Source organism: Amycolatopsis balhimycina FH 1894 (assembly GCF_000384295.1).
In the GTDB taxonomy this organism is placed as follows: Bacteria; Actinomycetota; Actinomycetes; order Mycobacteriales; family Pseudonocardiaceae; genus Amycolatopsis; species Amycolatopsis balhimycina.
The window spans coordinates 4,120,967-4,145,174 of record NZ_KB913037.1 but is presented as its reverse complement, the minus strand read 5'-3'; the positions used below and the strand labels follow the sequence as shown (position 1 = coordinate 4,145,174).

20 protein-coding genes and 1 tRNA gene are annotated in these 24,208 nt (G+C 69.6%); 15 read left to right on the top strand and 6 right to left on the bottom strand.

The annotated features are described in order from the left end of the window. Positions 1-96 precede the first annotated feature (96 nt). Together A3CE_RS0118145 and A3CE_RS51290 are read left to right on the top strand one after the other, a co-directional pair. A complete protein-coding gene (locus A3CE_RS0118145; protein WP_020641525.1) occupies positions 97-1,155 on the top strand; it encodes a glycosyltransferase family 4 protein in 1,059 nt (352 codons plus the stop codon). Between the two features lie 133 nt (positions 1,156-1,288). Next, entirely contained in the window at positions 1,289-1,840 is a 552-nt protein-coding gene (locus A3CE_RS51290) for a DUF4231 domain-containing protein (RefSeq protein ID WP_020641524.1), read from the top strand. 41 nt (positions 1,841-1,881) lie between these two features. Here A3CE_RS51290 and A3CE_RS0118135 read toward each other — a convergent pair whose 3' ends face one another. From A3CE_RS0118135 to A3CE_RS0118115, 5 genes are all read right to left on the bottom strand, one after another. Beyond that, positions 1,882-5,124: a GH92 family glycosyl hydrolase gene (locus A3CE_RS0118135; RefSeq protein WP_026468613.1), complete on the bottom strand. Its 3,243-nt coding sequence runs from the start codon at positions 5,122-5,124 to the stop codon at positions 1,882-1,884. Between the two features lie 156 nt (positions 5,125-5,280). Further along, a complete protein-coding gene (locus A3CE_RS0118130) occupies positions 5,281-6,600 on the bottom strand; it encodes a helicase-associated domain-containing protein (protein ID WP_020641522.1) in 1,320 nt (439 codons plus the stop codon). A gap of 26 nt (positions 6,601-6,626) precedes the next feature. Continuing rightward, positions 6,627-7,097, bottom strand: a complete 471-nt coding sequence (locus A3CE_RS0118125; RefSeq protein ID WP_020641521.1) for a UPF0158 family protein — start codon at positions 7,095-7,097, stop codon at positions 6,627-6,629. A 38-nt stretch (positions 7,098-7,135) separates the two neighbouring features. Beyond that, on the bottom strand, positions 7,136-7,336 hold the full coding sequence (locus A3CE_RS0118120) for a hypothetical protein (protein ID WP_125591902.1): 201 nt from the start codon (positions 7,334-7,336) through the stop codon (positions 7,136-7,138). Beyond that, positions 7,336-7,563: a hypothetical protein gene (locus tag A3CE_RS0118115; RefSeq protein WP_020641519.1), complete on the bottom strand. Its 228-nt coding sequence runs from the start codon at positions 7,561-7,563 to the stop codon at positions 7,336-7,338. Before A3CE_RS0118115 ends, A3CE_RS0118120 begins: the two co-directional genes overlap by 1 nt. A 166-nt stretch (positions 7,564-7,729) precedes the next feature. Here A3CE_RS0118115 and A3CE_RS0118110 point away from each other — a divergent pair, with 166 nt between their 5' ends. From A3CE_RS0118110 to A3CE_RS0118085, 6 genes are all read left to right on the top strand, one after another. Further along, positions 7,730-8,569, top strand: coding sequence for a helix-turn-helix domain-containing protein (locus A3CE_RS0118110; RefSeq protein ID WP_125591900.1), 840 nt, complete (start codon positions 7,730-7,732; stop codon positions 8,567-8,569). A 27-nt stretch (positions 8,570-8,596) separates the two neighbouring features. Then, positions 8,597-8,797 carry a DUF397 domain-containing protein gene (locus tag A3CE_RS0118105; RefSeq protein ID WP_020641517.1) on the top strand — a complete coding sequence of 67 codons (201 nt, stop codon included), beginning with the start codon at positions 8,597-8,599 and terminating at the stop codon, positions 8,795-8,797. A gap of 13 nt (positions 8,798-8,810) precedes the next feature. After that, the gene (locus A3CE_RS0118100) at positions 8,811-10,769 is read left to right on the top strand and encodes a hypothetical protein (protein WP_020641516.1); all 1,959 of its coding nucleotides are present in this window, start codon (positions 8,811-8,813) and stop codon (positions 10,767-10,769) included. A 52-nt stretch (positions 10,770-10,821) separates the two neighbouring features. Further along, the gene (locus A3CE_RS0118095) at positions 10,822-14,130 is read left to right on the top strand and encodes a DEAD/DEAH box helicase (protein WP_020641515.1); all 3,309 of its coding nucleotides are present in this window, start codon (positions 10,822-10,824) and stop codon (positions 14,128-14,130) included. Positions 14,131-14,183: 53 nt separating this feature from the next. Beyond that, the gene (locus A3CE_RS0118090; RefSeq protein ID WP_211231855.1) at positions 14,184-16,730 is read left to right on the top strand and encodes a YecA family protein; all 2,547 of its coding nucleotides are present in this window, start codon (positions 14,184-14,186) and stop codon (positions 16,728-16,730) included. Between the two features lie 70 nt (positions 16,731-16,800). After that, the gene (locus tag A3CE_RS0118085; protein WP_020641513.1) at positions 16,801-17,961 is read left to right on the top strand and encodes a hypothetical protein; all 1,161 of its coding nucleotides are present in this window, start codon (positions 16,801-16,803) and stop codon (positions 17,959-17,961) included. A gap of 12 nt (positions 17,962-17,973) precedes the next feature. Here the strand turns inward: A3CE_RS0118085 and A3CE_RS0118080 are convergent. After that, a tRNA-Arg gene (locus A3CE_RS0118080) sits at positions 17,974-18,046 on the bottom strand. Positions 18,047-18,319: 273 nt separating this feature from the next. Between A3CE_RS0118080 and A3CE_RS0118075 the strand changes: the two genes are divergently transcribed. From A3CE_RS0118075 to galT, 7 genes are all read left to right on the top strand, one after another. Continuing rightward, positions 18,320-18,973 (top strand): response regulator, encoded by a 654-nt coding sequence (locus A3CE_RS0118075; RefSeq protein WP_003087851.1) that lies wholly within the window; start codon positions 18,320-18,322, stop codon positions 18,971-18,973. Between the two features lie 9 nt (positions 18,974-18,982). Beyond that, positions 18,983-19,591, top strand: a complete 609-nt coding sequence (locus A3CE_RS0118070; protein WP_020641512.1) for a trimeric intracellular cation channel family protein — start codon at positions 18,983-18,985, stop codon at positions 19,589-19,591. A 66-nt stretch (positions 19,592-19,657) separates the two neighbouring features. After that, positions 19,658-20,350: a response regulator transcription factor gene (locus A3CE_RS0118065; RefSeq protein ID WP_026468612.1), complete on the top strand. Its 693-nt coding sequence runs from the start codon at positions 19,658-19,660 to the stop codon at positions 20,348-20,350. Next, positions 20,347-21,756 (top strand): sensor histidine kinase, encoded by a 1,410-nt coding sequence (locus A3CE_RS0118060; protein WP_020641510.1) that lies wholly within the window; start codon positions 20,347-20,349, stop codon positions 21,754-21,756. The genes A3CE_RS0118065 and A3CE_RS0118060 overlap by 4 nt, the downstream gene beginning before the upstream one ends. Before the next feature lie 35 nt (positions 21,757-21,791). Continuing rightward, positions 21,792-22,226, top strand: a complete 435-nt coding sequence (locus A3CE_RS0118055; RefSeq protein ID WP_125591898.1) for a hypothetical protein — start codon at positions 21,792-21,794, stop codon at positions 22,224-22,226. A gap of 96 nt (positions 22,227-22,322) precedes the next feature. Next, a complete protein-coding gene (locus A3CE_RS0118050) occupies positions 22,323-23,123 on the top strand; it encodes a DeoR/GlpR family DNA-binding transcription regulator (protein WP_020641508.1) in 801 nt (266 codons plus the stop codon). Next, on the top strand, positions 23,120-24,202 hold the full coding sequence (galT, locus tag A3CE_RS0118045) for a galactose-1-phosphate uridylyltransferase (RefSeq protein ID WP_020641507.1): 1,083 nt from the start codon (positions 23,120-23,122) through the stop codon (positions 24,200-24,202). The genes A3CE_RS0118050 and galT overlap by 4 nt, the downstream gene beginning before the upstream one ends. Positions 24,203-24,208: the final 6 nt, after the last annotated feature.

The window sequence follows — 24,208 nt, the reverse complement described above, 5'->3', positions numbered from 1 at the left end:
ACGTATGAGCCGTCACCGCCGTCGACCCACGCTGGAGGTTGCCGTGTCCGTCCCCACCGACCTGCTCGGGCGCGAGCGATGAGAGCCGCCGACCCGATGGTGTTCATCCTCCCCGCCGCCCCGCCGGGCAGCGACACCTACGACAAGCGGATGTGCCAGAACCTGCCCGCCGTCGGGCAGCCGGTGCTGGAGCTGCCGATCGCCGGCGGCTGGCCGGAGCCGGACGCGGCGTCGAGACGCCGGCTGGCGCGGTCGCTCGCCGCGCTGCCCGACCGGACCGTGGTGCTGCTCGACGGCATGATCGCCTCGGGCGTGCCCGAGATCGTCGTCCCGCACGCGCGGCGGCTGCGCCTGGCCGTGCTGGTGCACCAGCCCCTCGCCGACGAGCCGGGCCTCACCCCGGCGCACGCCGCGGAGCTGGACGCCTGCGAACGCGAGACGCTGCGGATGGCCGGAATGGTCGTCGCGACCAGCGCCTGGCTGGCCCGGCTGCTGATCGACCGGCACGACCTGGACCCGAGCCGCGTCTACGTCGCCAAGCCGGGCACCGACGCGGCACCGCTCGCGGCGGGCGCGGACGGCGTGTCCCGGCTGCTGTGCGTCGGCGACGTCACCCGCCGCAACGGCCACGACCTGCTGGTCCAGGCCCTCGGCGAGGTCGACCACCTCGCGCTGTCGTGCGTCTTCGCCGGCTCGCTGGAGGTGGACCGGGCGTTCGTCGACGAGCTCGGCTGGTCGATCGAGCGGCTCGGCCTCGGCGGCCGCATCACGCTGGCCGGCGAAGCAGTCGACCTCGGCGCGGCCTACAACGCGGCGGACCTGCTGGTCATCCCGGCACGCGCGGCGACGTCCGGCATGTTCGTCGCCCAGGCGCTGGCCAGGGGCATCCCGGTGCTGGCCGCCGAGGTGGGCGGGGTGTACGACGCGCTGGGCGTCGACGCCGACGGCGAGATGCCGGGCCTGGTGGTCGGCCCGGACGACCCGTTCGCGCTCGCCGACGCGCTGCACCGCTGGTACGCCGACCCGGAGCTGCGCAGGTCACTGCGCACGGCGGCACTGGGCCGGGGCAGCGCGCTGGAGGAGTGGGACGTCGCGGCGCGGCGGCTCACCCACGTCCTGTCGCGGCTGGCGTCCGAACCCCGGATCGTCGCTTGACAGTGAGGCTTATTCAGCCGTCGGCCGCCGCATGGCTTCTGCGATGATCAGCGGTGTGCGGGCGGGGCGCGGCGGCCTGACCGGAATAAGCCTCAGCCTTGCCGGGGTGCTGAGATTCCACGACCCTGGCCCGATGTGGCCCAGACAGCGGTCCTCGTCGCCGACCGAACTCACCTCCGAACGGGGCTTCCTGGAACTGGTCGGACGGCAGCCCGACCTCCCGCTCCGCGAGGTTTTCCTCGGCTTTCGCGATCTTGTGTCCGCGGACATCGAGTGGATCGATTCCCGGAAGAAGCGGTTCAAGAGGCCGGCTTCGCGGGTGCGGATCTCCACACTGGTCCTCACCGCGTTGTCGACGATCGTGCTCGGCATCCCCGAGATCCCGCTGCGTGCTTCCATCGCCTTGCCGCTGGTCGCGGCGGTCACGCTGCTGACCGGCCTCGAAACCTTCTTCACCTGGCGCTCGCGTTGGCTGCTCATGGAAGAAACGCAGTACCGGATGAACCGGCTGCGCGATGAGATCGACTACTACCTGGTGACGACTCCGGCGGCGGACCTCGGTCGAGATCGGCTCGACCGGTTCTACGCCGAGCAGCAGGACCTCTGGGCCGACGTGAGCCGCCGCTGGGTGGAGTTCCGCAAGCACGACCGCGCCCCGCAGCCGGGAGCCCGGCCCTCGCCCTGACCTGGCGGAACGGTTCGCCGGTGCCCCGGCGAACCGGACCGTCACGCCAGGGTGAGCGCGTAGATCTCGACCCGCGGGTCGTTCGGCAGGCTCACCGACTGCAGCGTCTTCCTGCCGTCCACCGCGGCCGAGATCCCGAACAGCCGGACCGGCGGCCCGTCGACGCCGCTGCCGGCCTTGATCCGGTGCGGCATCTCGAGCACCACGGGACTGCCCGACCCGGCCCAGTCGCCGAACGACACGGCCAGGTCCGCGCTCGTCCCGTCGGTGTAGTGCGCGGTCACCGTCGTCGACACCGGGCCGTTGTGCGACGCCCCGACCAGCTTCAACGCCGTGTGCGGCGCGGCCGGGAGCAGCAGCGACTGGCCGCGGGCCTCCACGAAGTTGGGTGAAGTCCCCGAAGCGTCCGGCGCGGCGTAGGTGACGCCGTCCCAGACCACCGGGCCGGCTGCCGGGAGCAGTGCGGCGTCGTAGCTCCAGCCGCCGCCGTCGAAGTTGCCTTCCGACGACGCCGTCACCGTGGCCGTGCCGTCGTGGTTGCGGTCGCGGCCCAAGTCGACCGCGCACTGTGAGCCGGAAGAAGCGCACGCCGAGGGCGTCCGGACCTCGACCGTCGCCGAGCGCGTCACGGTGTTCGCGCCCAGCCCGGACACCGTGACCTGGATCGGGTACGTCCCGAGCGCCGCGCCCGCGGGCACGGTGACCGTGATCGGCACCGTCTTCTGCACCGGCAGCCGCCCGGACCAGACCAGGTCGAAGGGCTGCACCCGGGCCTTCCAGCCTGGAGCCGAGACCGAAACCGTGACCGGCTGCAGTGCCGGGTTCTGTGCGAGGACGTCGAGGTCGAGGTGCACCTGCTGCGTCCCGCCGGCGGGGATCACCACGGACGTCTGCCGCAGCGACGCGTCGACGTGCCGCCGCAGGTCGCCGACGGCGTTGTTCACCGAAGGCGGCGCCGCGGCGGCGGACGTGCCCCACTGGGACGGCTTCGCCCCGAGCTTGTGGTGCAGCGATCCGCCATGGGCGACGGCGGCCCAATCGAGGGAAGTCTGCCGGACGTCACGGCCGTTGAGCGACACGCTCTGGATGTACCGGTTCGTGTCGCTCGCGCCCGGCGCCGACACGGTCAGCGTCCCGCCCTGCGTGGCGCCGTACTGTCCGATCCGGACGGTCGCCGACTCGAACTGCGGGCTCGACAGCGCGAGGAAGTTCGCGCCGCTCATCGTCGGGTACAGCCCGAGCGAGGAGAAGACGTACCAGGCGGACATCGTGCCGAGGTCGTCGTTGCCGGTCATGCCGTCGGGCCCGGTGGTGAACAGGGTCATCGCCGCGCGGACGACGGTCGCGGTCTTCGCCGGCGCGCCGACCCAGTTGTACGTGTAGGGCGCGAGCAGGTCGGGCTCGTTGTTCGGGTTGTAGGTCGGCTTGCCGTAGTAGTCGTACGGGCTGGCGATCCAGTCCTTCCGCGCGGTGCCGGCCGGGTCCTTCAGCAGGTTGTCGTACGTGAAGAAGGAATCGAGGCGCTTCTCGGTCGCGGTCCGGCCGCCCATCAGGGAGACGAGCCCGGCCGGGTCCTGCGGCACGAGCCACTGGTACTGGTACGCGCCGCCCTCGTGGAACTGGTGTCCGGCGTCGACCGGGTTGTACGGCGTGCGGAAAGTGCCTTCGGTGGTGCGGGGGCGGAACTGGCCGATCGAGGAGTCCCACAGGTTCCGGTACCACTGGCCGCGGTCGGCGAACATCCGCGCGTCGGCCTGGTGGCCCAGACCACGCGCCATCAGCGCGAGCGCCGCGTCGGCCGCCGAGTACTCCATGGTCGCCGAGGCCGGGTGCTCGCAGTCGTTGTCGCCGCCCTTGGCCGCGCAGTCCTTGCCGAGTTCCAGCCCGCTGGGGATGTACCCGCGCTCGGTGTAGTAGTTGACACCGGAGCGGCCGTTGTACGGCGAATCGGCGGGTGGCGTGCTGGTCGCGTTCTTCTTCAGCAGCGCGTACGCCTCTTCTTCGTGCCCGGCGAGCAGGCCCTTCGACCACGCCTCGACGAGGAACGGCGTCACGGGGTCGCCGGTCATGATGTTGGTTTCGCTCTCGGCGAGCGCCCACCGCGGAAGCCATCCACCATCACGCCCGATGGCGACGACCGACAAGGCGACGTCCCGCGCGACCTGAGGTTCCAGCATTTCCAGCAGCTGGTTCTGCGGCCGGTAGGTGTCCCACAGCGAGAAGTTCTGGTACGGCGTGTAGCCGCTCGCGGTGTGCACGTTGCCGTCGAAGCCGGTGTACGCGCCGTCGGTGTCACCGGCCAGGTTCGGGTGCAGCTGCGCGTGGTAGAGCGCGGTGTAGAAGGCGGTCTGCCGCTCGGCCGTGCCACCACCGATCTTGATCGCGCCCAGCTTGTCGACCCACTGCTGGTGCAGCGCCGCGCGGGTGGCGTCGAAGTCGTAGTCCTTGGTTTCCGCCGCCAGGTTCTTCCGCGCACCGTCGAGGCCGGTGTAGGAGAGGCCGACCTTGAGGACGACGTCGTGGTCGGCGGTGGCGTCGAAGCTCGCCCAGGCACCGTTGCCGCCGGTGCCCGCGGCGTCCCGGCTGTCGGGGGTGCGCGTCGAGCCGCGCCAGGTGCCGAAGGAGCTGAAGGGGCGGTCGAAGGTGGCGGTGAAGTAGACGGTGTGTTCATCGTGCCCGGCACAGAACCCACCGGCGCGGACGCGGCCCTCAAGCGTCCGGTCACCGACGACGTGGATCTCGGAGTCCTTGACGGACTGGTTGGCCTGGCCGGTGTTGAACAGGACGTTCGCCTGCCCGGTGGCGGGGAAGGTGTACCGCTGCCACCCGGTGCGCGCGGTGGCGGTCAGTTCGGCGTCGATGCCGTATTTCTTGAGGCCGACGCGGTAGTAGCCCGGCTCGGCGTGCTCGTCGTCGTGGCGGTATTCGGACTTGTAGGCATCCTTGTCAACGTTGTCCACGGCGCCGGTGGTGGGCATGATCGGCAGTTCACCCATCACCCCGCAGCCGACGCCGGACAGGTGCGTCTGGCTGAAGCCGTAGATGGTGTTCTGCAGGTAGTCGTAGCCGCCCTGGCCACCGGTGTCGGGGCTGACCTGGACCATCCCGAAGGGCGCACTGGTCCCGGGAAAGGTGTTGCCGAAGTTCTGCGTACCGACAAAGGGGTTGACCAGGCTGACCGGATCCGCGGGCACGGGCGCGGCCTGGGCTACGGCGGGCGCCAGGCCGGCGACCACCACCCCCGCGGCCACGGCGGCGGCCATCCGTCTGCTCTGCGACCACATGGGCGCACCTCCAGGTGCTGACAACGTTGTCAAACGTCAACCGTCGGTCGGGTCCGCGGTCGGTGAGCAGCTTTCCACCTCATCGCGGGTTTGAGAAGCCCTCAACCGGCGCTTCGAGGAGATCGCCGTAGCCGAGCACGAGCGCGGGCACGCCGGTTACGAGCCGGGGAGGGCGTAACCGATTTTCCGCAGGGCCTTGCGGAACTTCAGTTCCTGATCAGGAAGAACGGCGAGGTGCCGGTCACCGATCAGGCGGCAGAGCGAGCGGAGGCTCCGATCGCGGGTGATGAGCGCGGCTGTCGCGGGGTCCGAACACTCGATCAGGCGAACGTGACCGAGATCGACGAGCTGCCCGATCCGGCGCCGGACATCCGAGAGCAACGTGGTCAGTGCGCCGGGCAGTTCGTGTTCGGTCCGTTCGCCGAGGAACCGGGTGAACTCGTCGAGATCGCGCCCGGCGTCGACACCGGCCAGGAGACTGGTTGCGGAGACGGCCCAGACGTAGTCGGCGGTTCGCTCGCCGAACGCGGACAACGTGAGCCGGTCGGCGGCCGGAAGCGGCGTGGTGGCGACGACGTCGAGGTTCGGCAACACCTTCAGGGGCCGGACATCCGGCACCTCGGCCACCGGCGGCTCGTACGTGTCGGTCAGGCCGAGTACGTAGGCACCCAGAGCGTTCAGGCGGATCGCGAGAAGACCGTCATAACGGCTCAAGGCGTCGAGTTCGTCGCCACCCCAGTTGTCACGGAAGTCGTCACGCGCGCCGGCCGGGTGGACGTAGTCGACGTCGATCAGTCCGAGCGTGGCCGCGTACTCGAAGAGGACGGCGAGGGTATAGCGCCCTTCGAGCAGTTCCCACTTGTGGAAGCCGTCGTAGCCAAGACTCCCGTACTGCGGATCTTCGAGGTACAGCTTCCAGAGCGCTCGCTCGGACCGCGCGATGGTCGGGCTCATGTTGCCCCGGCGCATGGTCTTGAACAGGGTGTCGACGTCCAGCCATTCGCCCGGCTCGCATCGGCTCAGCGCCTTGGCGACCATTCCCCGCCGGGTCTTGGCCGCGGTCAGCACGTTCGCGGCGCGTTGACCCTTGATCTGCTCGACGCGGCTGAACTCGTCGATCACGGCGTGCGTCAACCACCGTTGCCACAGCTGGCGAATGGTGTCCGGTCCTGGCTTCGCCGGCGCGGCGCGGCCCTTCGGCGTCAACTGCAGCTTGCCGCGTTCCACCTTCGCGAGGCCGCCGGCCTGGAGCAGCAATGGCCAAGCGAACGCCGCGATCGCGGCGTCAGCGTAGAAGTCGTGGTCGACCAGGTGTTCCGTGACCACGTTCACGGTCGCCGCTGCGGGCAACGAGGTCTTGTCGCTGACTTTCAGTTCACCTCCCGCGCACAGTTCGAGCATCGTGCGCAGGTTCGCCACGGCTACCTGCTCAGTCGACAGCAACCAGCGTTCTTCGTCGTCGTTCACGGTTTCCATCGGCGTCGGTAGGCCTCGTCGTCCATTCACGGCAAGTCGGGATCGGAGTGCTCGGCAACGAATCGATCGGCGGTGTCCCGGTCGACGAGCGCGTTGTCGGCAAGCCATTCCGCCGCGCGACGGCGTGCCCGGATGTCACTGAACTCGTGCCACACGTCAAGAAGTTCCGGATACTCCTCGTGCAGCTCGTCCTTGAAGCGGCGGAAGGCGCCTCTGCCGCGGATGGCCCTCGCCAGCCGCCGGCCGGCTTGCTCGTCGCTGACGCCGTCCGCGAAGTCCGCCATGTCCTGGTGCCAAACGGACGACGGCAGCGGGTTGATCACGACGAGGTCGAGGTCGTCGAGGTCGACCGGGTGCTCGCCGTCGATCCCGCCGTCCGTGGTCCAGAACGCCATCTCGCCCGTCAGTGGGTTGACCAGGTGGAAGTGCTCGTAGTCGGTCTGGTCCTGCAGTGCCATCGCGATGTCATCGAGATCGAACTTGTCCAAGCCGGGCATGCGGACAGGTTATCCCCGGCACTCGCGCCGGTCGGGCGTCAGCTCCGCCGGCGATCCAGCTCGTCGACCCGGGCGAGCAGGCATACGCCCAGGTCGACGAACTCGAGGCCCAGGTCACGCAGGTTCTCGGCGAACTGGTCGGGGTTGCGCTCGCGCGACAGCTTGAGCGGCGCGGTGCGGTCGACACCGCGGGCCAGCTCCTGCACCCGGCTGATCAGTGCGCGGTCGACCGGGTCCATCAGCGGCACCCCGTCCGGGCCGGGTGCAGCCGGACGCACTCGGCGCAGTCGCGCAGCTCCGAGAGGTAGCGCCGGCCGGCCGGGATGCACGCGGTGCCACAGTCGGCGACCCAGCCCATCACGGCGCCGGCGGCGTCGTGCCAGGGGCGGGCGTCCTGCGGGACGAAGTGCCGCCGTCGGTCCGGCGCCCGCAGTTCCTCGGCCATCCAGTGCCCGGCGATCTTCATCCTGCCTCCCTGCCGGTCGGGCCCGGCCCTCGGACCTGGGCGGGAACGAGGGCCGGACCGGATCAACGTATGTCACGTATATACATAGGCGCCACCGATCAACCGTGGTTCACTCTTTCGATGCAGGCGAGACCGTCTATGCTTCGCGGCGACGAGAGGAGCTTGCGTGTCGCCCGGACCCGGTGTGCGCCGTCGCTATGTCGGCAAGACGCTGCGCCGACTGCGCGAGGCGCGCGGGCTGACGGTGTCGGTGGTGGCGAAGAAGCTGGGCATGGCGCAGCCGTCGCTGACCAGGATCGAGAACGGCCGCAACGCGATCATGTCCCGCCACGTGTACCGGCTCTGCGAGATCTACGAGGCCGGCAAGGCCGAGACGGATCGGCTGATGCGCCTGGCGGAGGAGTCCCGCGAGCGCGGCTGGTGGGAGTCGTACTCGGACGTGATCAGCGACTGGTTCGAGATCTACGCCAGCCTGGAGAGCGACGCGGACCAGATCCTGACGTACCAATCGGAGTTCGTGCCCGGCCTCTTCCAGACACCGGGTTACATCCGTGCCTGCTTCCAGGCGAGTAACCCCGAAGCATCCGAGGCGGCCGGGCACCGGATGGTCGATCTTCGTCAGGCACGTCAGCTCCGGCTCCAGGATCGCGACGTCACGGCGTTGGTGAACGAGGGCGCGGTTCGCCGGGGCGTCGGCGGCCCTGATGTCATGCGGGCTCAGTTGGAGTACCTGATCACGGTCATCGAGAAGCAGCACGCCAAGATTCGGATCGTCCCCTTCACCGCGGGCGCGCATCCGGCGATGAGTGGCCCGTTCACCATGTTGAAGTTCCCGGACATGGACGAGATCGATCTCGTCTACCTCGAGAACGAGCGCGGCAGTCTCTACCTGGAGCGTCCCGCCGATCTCCTGCGCTACACCGACGTGTTCACGCAGACGCAGCGAGCCGCTCTGTCACCTGCGGAAAGCGCAGATCTGCTGCGTAAAATCGTCCAGGAGACATAGGACCTGGGCGAAGAGGAAGGGGCGGTCATGACTGACCTCCCTGCGCTGAACTGGCGCAAGAGCAGCTACAGCAACGGCAACGGCGGAGAGTGTGTCGAGGTGGCGGAGACCCCGGATGGCGGGCGCTACATCCGCGACACGAAGGACCGATCGCTCCCACCGCACCACTTCACAGCAGCGGAGTGGCAGGCGTTCATCCAGGGCGTCAAGGCCGGCGAATTCGACTGACGAGAGGAACCGGGTGCGTACCTACTACGACCAGGACGACCACGAGGGCTACGAAGCCGGGGAGGATCTCCTGGTCCGGCGTTTCGCCACCTGGGCTGCCGGGCAAGGCCGTGAGGTCGATCCGTACTCCGTGGTCGCGGCACTCCAATTCCGGCACACCTCGGTCGATGGGCGGCTGACCTATTGGACCGCCGCGCTGGTCCGGGACTTCCTGCTGTCGCATGTGCCGCGCACGCTCGCGGCCACCGCCGACGACGCGGTTCTCGTGCCCGAGACGCTGCGGATGTTCCTCCGGTACCTCCACGAGATCGGGCTGGCCGATCCCATGGGCGAGCCGCTGGTGGATCTCGAGAGTGCCGTCACCAAGGCGACGGCCGAATTCCCGGCCGCGATGGCCGACGAACGCAACTTCGGCGTCGGCAAGTACTGGGTGATGACTGCGGCCCGCAACGGGGTCGACGTCTCGGACGCGGACGCGTTGAACGCGTTCCTCGCCGAGGCACGCGAGGGGCGGCACGGCTACGACGACGAACTCCTCGCCGAGCTGGCCGCCCGGCACTTCATCGAGCAGGCCGGACGGGCCTTGCCGCAGCCGGCGGTCTCGCTGCCGGCGGACTCGGAACTCGCGGAAGCCGCGGAAAGCTCGTCGATCGTGACCCAGCTGCGGAAGCTCGTCGACTGGGTGGGTGACGGCCGTGCGCTGACCGGCACCGGCAACCTGAAGCTCGCCGACGCCCGCGAGCTGGTGTCGCTGCTGGACACCGGCGACGTGCTCGAATGGGAGTCCGGCGGCGAAGTCCAGCGCATTCGCAGCAGCGCCGACCTGGCCAACCTCGCTGTCGTGTTCGAACTCGCCAAGCGCGCGCGGATCGTGCGCGTCGTCAAGGGCAAGCTGGTGCGGGTGGCGAAGGCGGCGCCGCTGGTGAAGAACGCCCTCGCGCTGTGGACGGCGGCGTTCGACGCCCTCCCCGAGCCGGGTCTGCTGGTCGCGCCGACCGGCTGGACGCCCGGCTACGTGCAACTGCTCGACGAGACCCTCGACATCGTGCTGCCGGACGTGCTCAACACGATCTACGGCATGCCGGAGCCGATTCCCGTGGCCCGGCTCGCCGAAAGCGTGTGGCGGGCCTGTACCGAACGCTTCTACCTCGATCTCGAACCGTCGATCGAGCCGGTCTGGCGGGACGGGCTCGCGAGCGAGTTCCGCCGCCTGCTCGCCAGGCTGGCCGAATTCGGCGCGGTCGAGCTGACCGTGGGGCCGCCCGACCCGATCTTCAGCATGGATCTGGTGCCGGAGAACCCCGGGTTCGCGCCGGACGTGCGGGACCGGCTGCGGGCCGCGCTCGACGTCCCGGCGCTCGACCTGGTCACCCTCACCCCGCTGGCCAGCCGCGCGGTCCGGGCGCGGCTTCTGCGGGAGGGCAGGGTCGCGCCTCTGGTGGGTGATCTCGCCGACGCCGCTCCCGCCGCCATGCTGAACACGCTCCTGGACCACTACACCCCGGAGACGGCCGTGGCCGAGATCTCCGGCTGGCTGGCCGCGCACGGTGGCCGGGAGGCCGGCCTTCCCCTCCTGCTGGACGCCATCCGCGGGTGTCCGTTCCGGACCCTGGCGTCGGACATGCTCGAGGTCCTCGTCAATTCCCTCCCGGACCGCGACGCGCTGCTGCACGACCTGCGCACAGATCCGGCCCTGGGCCCGATCGCGACGCGTGTGCTCGTCGACAGCGGTGAACTGGACCTCGCCGAAATCGATGACCGGGAACGCATACTCGGAATGACCGAGCAGTTCCTCGTACTGCTGGAGGCGGCCGGGCCGGAAGGTGCGGCACAGATGCTGAACGCGCTGCCCGGCGCCGAACTCGCGGACCTGACGGAAGCGGTCCTCGATTCGGGACATCCGGACCGGGTGGGGCTCGCGGAGCTGGCCGAGATGTTCGAAAGGTTCGGTCCGAGCCGCAACGCGCCCTGAAGCGCGGCATGTCGGCCGAAACTTGTCGGTGCTGACCGTTACCTTGTCCGTCATGGAGAAAGTCACCACGCTCGATATCGACCCCGACGAGCTCGAAGCCGTGGTGGGCAGCACTTTCTACGGCCGGGGCCTCGACTACGCGCGACGGAACGCGGTTCTCCGCAGCCGATGGAGCTCCCGGGACAACGCGCTGCACGGAAAGGTGCTGGGCCGGGGCGAGATCTACGAGACGTCGGCCTACTTCGAGTCTGTCGACGGGCTGCCCTACGGGTTCGAGCACGGCGAATGCAGCTGTCCGATCGGCTTCAACTGCAAACACGTCGCGGCACTGGTACTGGCGACCATCGGGGCTGACCAGCCGCCGGTCACGCCTGGTCGGCGGCAGGCCCCGGCCACCAGCGCCGGCCGGGCAGCGAAGCCGCCGAGCTGGGAACAGTCTCTCGGAGCCCTCCTCGAATCGCCTCCTGCCGGAGCGTCGCACCGCCAGGAGACCGTTCCGCTGGCGATCGAGCTGTCGCTGTCATCGAACGCACGCACGCCGATGCTGTCGGCGCGGCTGGTGCAGCCGGGCCGGGCGGGCTGGGTCGGCGGCAGCCTGGCCTGGAACAAGCTGGGTACGCTGACCTACCAGGGCTACCGCGCCGACCAGTTGCGGGTGCTCAATGAGTTTTACGCGGTCTACCGGTCACATGATCAGAACTCGGGCTACTACTACTCGGATATGAAGTCGATCGACCTGTCCGGCTACCGGAGCAGCCGGCTCTGGCCGCTGCTCGACGAAGCGGAAGCTGTCGGAATCCGGCTGGTACACGCGAAGAAAGCGCTCGGCGACCTGGCGCCGTACCACACCGCCGAGCTGCGCCTGGACGTCACCGAAGACACCCGTCCCGGATCGCTCGTGGTGACCCCCGCACTGACCGTGGCAGGGAGCACCGACGTCGTCCTGGTGCGGTTCATCGGCGCGAACGGCCACGGTCTCGTCTGCACCGAGCGGGCGGACGTCGAGGCAAGTGCCGATCCCAGCCTCTGGCGCATCCGGCTCGCCCGGCTGGCGACCCCCGCCGCGCCCCAGCTGCAACGCATGGTCCTGGCGGAACAGTCCCTGAAGATCCCCGCCGGACAATCTTCTCGATTCCGGGACGAGTACTACCCGCGGCTCCGGCACATCGCCCCGGTCGTCTCATCCGACGAATCCTTTGTGCCGCCGGAGATCTCCGCTCCGACGTTGACGCTGAACGCGTCCTATCACGACGGTCACGCGCTGGAGCTCGGCTGGGAATGGGCGTACCAGATCGGCGAATCCCAGGTACGCGCGCCGCTCACACCGGCCCGGCCGGAGGACGGCTTCCGCGACCCCGAGCGGGAACGCGCCATTCTCGCCGGACTGGACTTCCCGGCGGAGCAGTTCGGTCCGGCGCTGGTCGATCCGGCCTCGCCCGACGCGCCGGGCGGCGTCCTCGGCGGCATCGACACGATGCGATTCACCACCGAGCTGCTGCCCCTGCTGACCGACCTGCCCGACGTCGCGGTCGAGGTCAGTGGCAGCCCGGCCGACTATCGCGAGGCCGGCGACTCGCTGTCCGTCAGCATTTCGACCGACGACATCGCAGGCGAGACGGACTGGTTCGACCTCGGCATCACGATCAGCGTCGAGGGCAAGGACGTCCCGTTCGCCTCGGTTTTCGCGGCGTTGGCCACCGGCCAGTCACACTTGCTGCTCGACAATGGCGCGTATTTCTCCCTCGAGAAGCCGGAACTGCAGACGCTGCGTCAACTGATCGAGGAAGCCCGCGCCCTGCAGGACCGGGTCGGCGACTCGCTGCGGATCAGCCGCTACCAGGTCGGCCTCTGGGACGAACTGGCCTCCCTCGGGGTCGTCGGCCGCCAGGCCAAGGCCTGGAAACGCCAGCTGGCCGCCCTGCGCTCGATCGACAGCGATGAGCGGGCAAAGCCGCCGGCGACCCTCAACGCGGAGCTGCGGCCGTATCAGCTGGAAGGCTTCCAATGGCTGGCGTTCCTCTGGAAGTTCCAGCTCGGCGGCATCCTCGCCGACGACATGGGCTTGGGCAAGACCCTGCAGTCCCTCGCCCTCATCTGTCATGCGAAGCGGGCTGACCGGAATTTGGCTCCCTTCGTCATCATCGCCCCGACCAGCGTGGTCTCGAACTGGGCGGCCGAGTCCGCTCGGTTCGCGCCGGAGCTGTCCGTGGTGACTATCGGTGACACCATGCGGCGGCGCGGAAGCACCCTGGCGGAGACGATCGCGGGCGCCGACGTCGTCGTCACCTCACACACGCTCTTCCGGCTCGACTTCGACGAGTACGCCGAGCTGCCGTGGTCGGGCCTGATCATGGACGAAGCCCAGTTCGCCAAGAACCACCAGTCGAAGATCTACCAGTGCGCGCGCCGGCTCGCGACGTCGTTCAAACTCGCCATCACCGGAACACCCATGGAGAACAACCTGATGGAGCTGTGGTCGCTGCTGTCGATCACCGCACCAGGGCTGTTCCCCAACCCGGCCCGATTCGCGGAGTACTACGCCCGCCCGATCGAAAAGCAGGACGATACCGACCTGCTCGCCCAGTTCCGCCGCCGGATCAAGCCGCTGGTCAAACGCCGCACCAAAGAACAGGTCGCCGCGGACCTGCCGGCGAAGCAGGAACAGGTGCTCGAAGTGGACCTCGCACCGCGGCACCGCAAGATCTACCAGACTCACCTGCAGCGTGAGCGGCAGAAAGTGCTCGGCCTGATCGACGACCTGAACCGGAACCGCTTCACCATCCTGCGGTCGCTGACCTTGCTGCGCCAGCTCAGCCTGCATCCCGGACTGATCGACGAAAAGCACGGAAACCTCCCCAGCGCCAAGATCGAGGCCCTGCTCGAACAGATGCGGGACGTCGTCGACGGCGGGCATCGTGCCCTGGTGTTCAGCCAGTTCACCGGCTTCCTCGACGTCGTGCGCCGGAACCTGGAGAACGCCGGCGTCGAATACTGTTATCTCGACGGCAAAACCCGGAACCGGGCCGCGGTGGTGAAGAAGTTCAGGAGCGGCACCGCACCGGTGTTCCTGATCAGCCTGAAGGCGGGTGGCTTCGGGCTCAACCTCACCGAGGCGGACTACTGTTTCCTCCTGGACCCGTGGTGGAACCCGGCGACCGAGGCCCAGGCCGTCGACCGGACGCACCGGATCGGCCAGACCCGCAACGTCATGGTCTACCGGCTGATCGCCAAGGACACCATCGAAGAGAAGGTGATGGAACTCAAAGCCCGCAAGGCCGCGCTGTTCGCCGGAGTCATGGACGACGGCAACGCCTTCGGCGGCAGCCTGGACGCCGACGACATCCGCGGCCTCTTCGGCTGAGTCGTCAGCCCTCTTCACGGCGGCGGAGTGGCAGACACGTACTGTGTTGGTCCGTGGCTGGTACTTCTCGCACCGCGGATACGCCCCTCGTCGACGTGATCGCCGCTGTCCTGGCCGAACGCGGGCCGATGACCGAGGAACAGCTCGTCTCCGCCCTGCGCGAGCGTGGGGTGCCGCTGGATGACGAACTGGACGACCTGATCGACGCGTTGGACGAAGGCGACGGGTTGTTGACGACGCTCTCCGACGACCGGTGGGCGTCCGTGCCCGCGCTGCTGAATGGCCGGGTGTTCACGCACCGGCTGACCGCGCCCGAGGCCGAGCACGGTTTCCTCGGCCTCGAATCCGATCTGACCCTGGTCGAGCCGCTGGTCCGGCGCGCCGGGCACCAGCGGCTGATAGACGGCTCACCGGTCGTCCCCGTGTTCCCCGAGCTCCACGGCGAGACACTGGCCGACCGAGGTGTCCCGCCGGAGGCGATCGCCGACGGCGGGGCCCTGCTGCTTCCGCCCGGTTGTCTCCGTGACCTGGGGCTGTCCGAGGGCGACGTCGTCGCGGTGCGGGTCACCGAAGACGGGCTGCACCTGGAGGCGGCCACCGGCGAGGAGACACCGGCCGACCGGCTGGCTGCCTTGTCCCGCGCGCTGAAAGACGAGCTGGCCGTCGTCCCCGGCGGGCCGATCGAGCTGCATGACGCACTCACGACGGCATGCGCGAGCGACCCGGCGTTGTTCACCGAGCCGCTGCCGCCGTTGAGCGAGGCACTGAGCGCCTGCGGACTGCAGTACGACGGCGAATGGCTCGCCCCGGCCACCTTCGACTTCCGGCAGTGGCGGGAGGGCAGCCGCGCGGTGGCGATCGCACGGCGCCATCACCTCGACGACGAGGCGGGTTTCGCGGTTTTGGCGATCCTCGAGCAGTACGAGAGGGTTGCCGCGCTGCACGAGGCGGCTTCCGAGGGCGGCGAGGAGGCGGTCACCGCGATCGTGGACGCGGCCTCCGGTGACGTCGTCACGGGCGGGTTCGGCGCGGCTCTCCCGCTGCTGGCCGAGGTACCGGTCGCCGAGGCGGTCCTCGCGGAGATCCCGGCCGATACGCGGGCCGCGGCGGCGCTGCGACTGTTCGCCGAGTCGCTCGAGCCGATGGCACCGCGCGCGGCGCGGCCGGCGTTGCGGTGGCTGCGCGGCAAGGCTCATGAGCGGCTGGGCGACGTGATCGCGGCCGAGGCGGCCTACGAGGCCGCCGAGTCGATGGATCCGAAGTGGGCACCGGCGCTGTACGCACTGGCCCGCTTCGCGGGCGATCGCGGCGACGCCGCCCGTGGACTGGCCCTGCTGCGCCGGGCCGACGCTCCGCCGGACGACATCCTTGCCGAGCTCCTCGCACGGTTCGAGGCCAAGCCCCGCACCGACGTCGGCCGCAACGACCCGTGCTGGTGCGGGTCCGGCCGCAAGTACAAGAAATGCCACCTCAACCGCGAATCGCTGACGCTCGACGAGCGTGCCGGATGGCTGTACCAGAAGGCGGGCCTGTTCCTGGCCGACGGTCCATGGCGGATCGGGATGATGGAGGCCGCGCAGGCGCGAGCGGAGTTCTCCGACAACCCCTTCGCCCTGCTCGAAGCCCTGGAGGACCCGCTGACCGCGGACGCGGTCCTGTTCGAGGGTGGCGCGTTCGCCGACTTCGTGGCCACCAGGGGCGCCTTGCTGCCCGAGGACGAGCGGTCGCTGGCCGGGCAGTGGCTGCTCGTCGAGCGGTCGGTGTTCGAGATCGACGAGGTCCGTCCCGGCAAAGGCTGCACAGTTCGTGACATCCGAACGGGTGACGTCCACCAGGTCAGGGAGCAGACGGGCAGCCGGCAGCTCAAGCCGGGCATGCTGATCTGCGCCCGCGTAGTGCCGGTCGGTGAAATCGAGCAGATCTTCGGCGGCATCGAACCGGTCGCCCTGCACCAGCGCGACGAGCTCATCGCCCTCCTGGACTCCGGGCCTGATCCGGAAACCCTGATTTCGTTCTTGAGCAGGCGGTTCGCGCCGCCCGTGCTGCAGAACACCGAGGGCGAGCCGCTGGTGCTCTGCGAGGTCACCCTGCGGACCAGCGACCCGGCGGCGCTCGCCGCCGAGCTGGACGAGACATACGAGCGCGACGGCGACACGTGGCACGAGCACATCACTGGTGACGGTATGGAACGTATCCGGGCCACCCTTCGTCTCGACGGCCACGACCTGATCGTGAGCACCAACAGCGAAGCCCGCACCGACCGCGTGCTCGCCATCCTCCGCACGCTCGACCCGACGCTCACGGTCGTCGCCGAATCCCGCGAATCCGCGCAGGACGCGGCCCGCCGTCCGGCTCCGGCGGAGGCTCCCGTCACTTCTCCGGAGGCGGCGGAGGTCCTGGCACGATTCGTCGGCGACTACGAGCAGAAGTGGCTCGATGAGTCCATTCCGGCCCTGTCCGGCCACACCCCTCGCCAGGCCGCCGCGGATCCCACCCGCCGGGGAGACCTGATCCGCCTCCTCGACTCCTTCCCGGACACCCACGGCCACCCGGGCGCCATGGACCCGGGCCGCCTGCGCGCCGCCCTCGGCCTTGAATAACCGATCCACGAGGCCAGAGCTAGTCTGCCACCTCGTGACACGACACCAATGCCGATGAACTGGACGGACCGTGAGCGAGTACCAGTACTACGAGTTCGTGGCGATCGACCGCCCACTGGACGATGGCGAACAAGCTGCGGTCCGGGCGCTGTCGACCCGGGCACGGATCTCTTCGACGAGCTTCGCGAACGAATACCACTGGGGCGACTTCAAGGGTGACCCGCGCCGTCTGATGGAGCGCTACTACGACGCGCACCTGTACGTCGCCAACTGGGGCACCCGCCGCGTGATGTTCCGCCTGCCGTGCGATCTGCTCGATCCGGATGTCGTCGAGGACTACACCCTCGGCGACGAGGCGAGCGCTTGGGTCACCGGCGAGTTCATCGTCCTCGCCTTCACGAGCGAAGACGACGGCGGTGAGTTCGACTACGACGCCGAGAACCTGTTGTCGGCGATAGTCGGAGTGCGCACCGAACTCGCCGCCGGTGATCTCCGGCCGCTTTACCTCGCCTGGCTGGCGGCTTACGGCGCGTGGGAGCGTGACGAGGACGTTTTCGACCGCGAAGCCGACGACGATCTCGAACCGCCGGTTCCGCCGGGATTGGGCACGCTCACCGCGGCGCAGCGGGCGCTCGCTGACTTTCTCCGCATCGACGGCGACCTCCTCGCCATCGCGGCTCAGGCTTCTCCGCCGCTCGAGGACACTGCGGACAGTCCTGACGACCTCGCTGCCTGGGTGCCCCACTTGCCGGCCGCCGAGAAAGACCGGCTCCTCGTCCGTGTCCTGCTGGGGGAGGGCATGCGGGTGCGGATGGAGCTGCTGCACCGCTACCGGGGTGACACAGCTCCGGCCATCTCTCGTCCGGTTCGCAGGACCGTGGCCGACCTGCTCGACGCCGCGGCGCAGCGGCGGGCCGATGGCGAGCTGCGCTTGGCCCGCCGGCGTGCTGAAGACGAGGCACGCCGGGAACAAGCACTCTCCCTGGCCCGCGAGCGACGACTCGACAGGCTTGCCGAGGAGGGAGACGCCGCGTGGTCGCGTGTCGAGGCATTGATCGCTACCCGCAAACCGGCCGACTACGACGCCGCCGTCGCACTACTCACCGATCTGCAGGCCTTGGCCGAACGCGAGGACCTGGACGACACATTCGCCTTGCGTACCACCGCACTGCGGCGAACACACGCGCGCAAGCCCAGCCTCATCGAACGCTTCGACCGGGCCGGCATCTGACGCCCCGCTCAGTGCCCCCGGCAGGATTCGAACCTGCGACACCCGCTTTAGGAGAGCGGTGCTCTATCCCCTGAGCTACGAGGGCCTGCTACTGCCGCCGCAAGCTTAGCCTGCCGAGGCCGCCCCCAGCAGCAGGGGCACGGATGGAGTAGCCCGACTCTCGTCGTCACCCAGGTGAGTGGTTCTTACCCTCCGCCCACGGGCTGGATACACCCCGCGGCAGGGTCCACCGCACCTGACCTGGACGGACCAGTCAGTCACCTGGTCGTGTCTGGTTTCGAACTGCTGAACAACAGTAGGTAACCTTCGTTAACGGGACGCGGGGAGTCGCTCCCACCGGCTGTTGCGGAGGGCTTCGTTGATCAAGCTCATGTTCGCCGACGACGAGGAACTGGTGCGCTCGGGACTGCGCGCGATGATGTCCGGGGCCCAGGACATCGAGATCGTGGGCGAAGCCTCCGACGGCAGATCCGCGGTCGAGGTCGCCCGCCGGTATCACCCGGACGTGGCGCTTCTCGACATCAAGATGCGGGCTCCTGACGACGGCATTCGCGCGCTGCGGGCCATCCTCGCCCTGCCTGACCCGCCCACCGTCGCCATGCTGACCACCTTCGACATCGACGAGTACGTCAGCCTCGCCCTGAGGCTCGGGGCCAACGGTTTCCTCCTCAAGGACATCGATCCGGCCGCGCTGCTCAGGGCGGTCAGGGATCTCGCACGAGGGGGCGCTGTCCTTGACCCGGGCGTTGCCGCGAGGATGGTTCAAAGCCACCGGGACGAACAACGCGCTGCTCAGCCCGCCCGGAAGCTGCTCGCCTCGCTGTCCGAACGTGAACGTGAGGTCGTTGCGCTGATCGGCCAAGGGCTGAGCAACGCCGAGATCGGCGGGCGTCTTCACCTCTCCGAAGCCACCGTCAAGGGGTACGTCTCCGCCGTGCTCTCCAAGATCGGTGCGGCCAACCGGGTGCAGGCCGCGCTGCTGGCCTACCGCGGTGGGCTGCTCGACCAATAGAACCAATAGATGCTGCTCACCGGCCTGGAGTTCGTCGGGCTCGTCGCCTTCGCGGCGTCCGGGGCGCTCGCCGCCGTGCGGGCTCGGCTCGATGTCTTCGGTGTTGTCGTCGTCGGGCTCACCACCGCGCTCGGCGGCGGCGTCATCCGGGACGTCCTGCTCGGCATTCACCCGCCGACCACACTGCGGAACTGGCCCTACCTCGCCGTCTGCGCCGGGACGGCTCTCGTCGTCTTCGTCTTCCACCCGCAGGTCGCGCGGCTGCGGCGGGGTGTGCTGCTCGCGGACGCGCTCGGGCTCGGTGTCTTCGCCACCGCCGGGACGACCATCGCGCTCAACGCCGGCGCGACCGTCTACGCCGCGTGTCTGATCGGGATGACGACCGGGATCGGCGGCGGCGCCGTGCGCGATCTCCTGCTTCGGGAAATACCGCTCGTCCTGCGGAAGGAGATTTACGCCGTCGCCGCGCTGGCCGGCTCGGCGCTCGTTGCCGTCGGTCACGCTGTGCGACTGCCGGAAGGGCCGGTGGCCGTGATCGCGGCCGCCGTCGTGGTCACCGTCAGGATGGTCGCGCTCTGGCGGCACTGGAACGCCCCGGTCGCGCGCGGTCCCGAGTGAGAAATCCTTTGTGAGTTCTGTGTGTGTTCTTAGGCGGGTCTCAGCACGCTGCGTAAAACTAGCGGCATGCGCATCCTAGTGGTGGACGACGACCGCGCCGTCCGTGAGTCGCTCCGGCGGTCCCTGGAGTTCAACGGCTACCAGGTCCAGCTGGCGAGCGACGGTGCGCAGGCGCTGGAGGCGATCATCGCCGACCGGCCGGACGCCATGGTCCTGGACGTCATGATGCCCCGGCTCGACGGCCTCGAGGTGGCCCGCCGCCTGCGCAGCACCGGCGACGACCTGCCGATCCTCGTGCTCACCGCCCGCGACACCGTCTCCGACCGCGTGTCCGGGCTGGACGCCGGCGCCGACGACTACCTGCCGAAGCCGTTCGCGCTCGAGGAGCTGCTCGCCCGGCTGCGGGCGCTGCTGCGCCGGGCCGTCCCGGAGGGCCCGAGCGGCCAGGCGTCGGAGGTTCTGTCCTTCTCGGACCTGACCCTCGACCCCGGGACGCGGGAGGTCCGCCGCGGCGGCCGCGAGATCAGCCTGACCCGCACCGAATTCGCCCTGCTGGAACTGTTCCTTTCCTACCCGAAGCACGTCCTCACGCGTGGCCGGATCCTGGAGGAAGTATGGGGTTACGACTTCCCGACGTCGGGCAACGCGCTGGAGGTCTACGTCGGCTATTTGCGCCGCAAGACGGAGGCGGAGGGGGAGCCGAGGCTGATCCACACGGTGCGGGGAGTGGGGTACGTCCTGAGGGAAACCCCACCGTGACCGAACCCGGCGACCCCCGCGGCACGCGCTGGGGGACGCGCCGGTTCTCGCTGCGCGGCCGGGTCACGCTGCTCGCCGCCGCCTCTGTCGCCGGCGCCGTCGCGCTGGTGTCGATCGGCGCGTACATGGTCGTGCGCAGCAACCTGTACCAGCAGCTGGACGACGGCCTCATGGCGCGCGCCCAGGCGGCCGCCGACTCGCCGCAGGTGCAGACCTCGCTGCGGCAGGTCCCCGGCGCGTTCCTCGCGAGTGCCGACCTGCAGATCGGGCAGCTCAACGCCGCGCCCGACGTCCAGCACGCCGTGATGACCTATCCGCTGTCGAGCTCGGCGCCGCCGTTCGACCAGCGCGAGCTGAACGTCGCCAACGGCGATTCGCCGGAGTCGTTGCGGACCGACTTCCGCACCGACAGCCGCGTGGTCGCGTTGCCGTCCGGGCACGGCGAGGCGATCGTGCTCGCCCAGTCGATGGGCCCGACCAAGCGCACGCTGAACGAGCTCGCCCTGGTGCTGTTCCTGATCGGCGGCGCGGGCATCCTGGTCGCCGCCGCGGCCGGCACCGCGGTGGCCCGCACCGGCCTGCGGCCCGTCGACCGGCTGACGTCGGCCGCCGAGCGCGTCGCCAAGACCGGCGACCTGCGGCCGATCCCGGTCAGCGGCGACGACGAGCTCGCGCGTCTCACCCAGACCTTCAACACCATGCTCGGCACGGTCGCGGACTCGCAGGAACGCCAGCGCCAGCTGGTCGCGGACGCCGGGCACGAGCTGCGGACGCCCTTGACGTCGCTGCGCACCAACCTCGAGCTGCTGCTCGCGGCGAGCAAGCCGGGGGCGCCGCCGCTGCCGCACGAGGACCGTGCGGACATCGTCGAGGACATCAGCGGCCAGCTCGACGAGCTGACCCAGCTCATCGGCGACCTGGTCGAACTCGCGCGCCAGGACGAGCCCCGCGAGCGCTTCGAACGCGTCGAGCTGTTGGACGTCGTCGAACGGGCGCTCGACCGGGCACGGCGGCGCGCGGGTGAGATCAACTTCGACGTCTCGCTGCAGCCGTGGGTGCTCACCGGCGACAACAGCTCGCTGGAGCGCGCGGTGCTGAACCTGCTCGACAACGCGGTGAAGTTCTCGCCGCCCGACTCGACGGTCTGGGTGCGGCTGTACCCGCTCGGCGACGGCACCGCGGTCGTCGAGGTGGCGGACGCCGGCCCGGGCATCGCCGAAGAGGACCTGCCCAAGGTGTTCGACCGCTTCTACCGCTCGTCGGAGGCCCGGACGCTGCCCGGTTCGGGCCTCGGCCTGGCGATCGTGAAGCACGCGGCCGAGCGGCACGGCGGAGCCGTCTACGCCTCCCAGGCACCTGAGGGCGGCGCGTTGATGACGATCCGGTTGCCGGGGGCGCCCGGCTGAACCGTTCCCGGGCCGCCATGGGCCAGTATCTGCGGATGTCGCTTCGGGAGTCGGTCCGTCGTTGCCTGGTCTCGGCGGCCGGTGGGGTGCTCGCGGTGCTGGCCGTGGTCTTGTTGCGCGGGCAGTTGTGCGCCGGTTCCGGTTGCCTGGTCGTGCCGATCCTGCAGGAGCCGCTCATGCTGGGCGGCGCGTGGGTGCTCTCGTGGGTGACCATGGCGCTGGGCCGCGTCCGGCCCGCATGGCCCGTCGCTCTGGCCGGGCCGATGGTCGCGGCGGCCTTGGTCATCAGGCTGATCGACGTGGCGAAGTGGCCGCTCGCGGCGATCTTGGCCGTCGTCGCCGCGGGCTATGCGCTGGCCGCTGTGATGACCGCGGCCGGGCTGTCACCGGCGTGGCGAATAGCGCTCGTGACGCCGATGGTGGTGTTGTTCGCCTGGAGCGTGGTGCCCCACCTGGTGCCTGCGCCGTGACCTGCTGTTTCGAAGTTCACCCACACTGGCCATGCGGATCCTGTGTTGAATCGTGTAGGATTTTGTGTGGTTGAGGTGCGACGGACGGAGTGAACGGTGCTGGCGCGTCAGCGACAGGCGGTGATCCTGGAAGAGGCCCGCCGGACCGGCGCGGTCCGGGTCAGTGACCTTGTCACCAGGCTGGGCGTGTCCGACATGACGGTGCGTCGCGACCTCGACGTGCTCGCCGGGCGCGGGCTCGTCGAGAAGGTCTACGGCGGCGCGACCTCGGTCGTCGGCAAGAGCACCGACGAACCCGGGTTCGAGGCCAAGTCCGTGCGCCAGCGGGCGCAGAAGGAAGCCATCGCCGAGCTCGCCGCGACGCTGATCCGGCCCGGCACCGCGATCGGCATCTCCGCCGGCACGACCACGTGGACGCTGGCCCGGGCGCTCGACGCCATCCCCGGCCTCACCATCGTGACCAACTCGATCCAGGTCGCCGACGTGCTCCGCGGGTCGACGCAGCCGGATCGCACGGTCGTGCTCACCGGCGGGGTGCGGACCCCGTCGGACGCGCTGGTCGGCCCGGTCGCCGTGCACAGCCTGCGGTCGCTGCACCTCGACGCCGTCTTCCTCGGGGTGCACGGGATGGCCGACGGGCCGGGCTTCACGACGCCGAACCTCACCGAGAGCGAGACCGACCGTGCGCTGGTCGAGGCCGGGCGCAAGCTGGTCGTGCTCGCCGACCACACCAAGTGGGGCACCGTCGGGATCTCCACGATCGCCGACCTGGACGAGGCCGACGTCGTCGTCACCGATGACGGGATTCCCGACGAGGCCAAGGAAATACTCGCCGAACGGGCGGGGGAACTCATGATCGCCGAGACGGCGGAGACGGACGAGGCCCAAGAAGCGTGAAGCGCACCGTACGACACCTGGCCGACGGCCGGGAGATCATCTATTTCGACCAGCCCGGCGCGTCCGACCGCGTCGCCGAGGACACCCGCGACCTGCCGCCGGTTTCGGCCGCGTCGGAGATCCGGCTTGACCCCCTGACGGGTGAATGGGTCGCGATGGCCGCCCACCGGCAGACGCGGACCTACAAGCCGCCCGCGAACCTCTGCCCGCTGTGCCCGAGCAAGCCCGGCAAACCGAGTGAAATCCCGGAAAGCGATTACGACGTCGTCGTCTTCGAGAACCGGTTCCCCTCCTTCGCCGAGGACGTCGTCGGCGAACCGTCCACTGTGGATGGTTTCGGGCTGGTGCCGGTGCGGCCCGGCCGCGGCCGCTGCGAGGTCGTCTGCTTCACCAGCAACCACGACGGTTCTTTCGGCAAGCTGAGCCCGGAGCAGGTGCGGGCTGTGGTGGACGCGTGGGCCGACCGCACGGCCGGGCTGTCCGAGGTGCCCGGGGTGGAGCAGGTCTTCCCGTTCGAGAACCGCGGCGAGGAAATCGGCGTCACGCTGTCGCACCCGCACGGGCAGATCTACGGCTACCCGTTCGTCACGCCGAAGACCGAGCGCATGCTCGAAGTCGCCCGCGCCTACCAGGTCGAACACGGCCGTCCGGTGCTCGGCGACGTGCTGGCGGCCGAACGCAAGTCCGGCGCGCGCGTGGTGGCTTCCGGCGAGCACTGGACGGCGTACGTGCCGCCGGCCGCCCGCTGGCCGGTCCAGGTCCAGATCGTGCCGCACCGGCAGGTCCCGGACATCCCCGCGCTGACCGACGCCGAGCGCGACGACTTCGCCGAGGTCTACCTGGACGTGCTGCGCCGCTGCGACGCGCTGTACGACCGGCCGCTGCCGTACATCGCGGCGTGGCACCAGGCGCCGGTGCGCCGCGACCGCGACCTCGGCTGGCTCCACCTGGAACTGTTCTCCGTGCTGCGCGCGAAGGACAAGCTCAAGTACCTGGCGGGGTCCGAGTCGGGCATGGCGGTGTGGATCAACGACGCGACGCCGGAGCAGATCGCGGAACGGCTCCGCGCGGCGGGCTGAACCCGG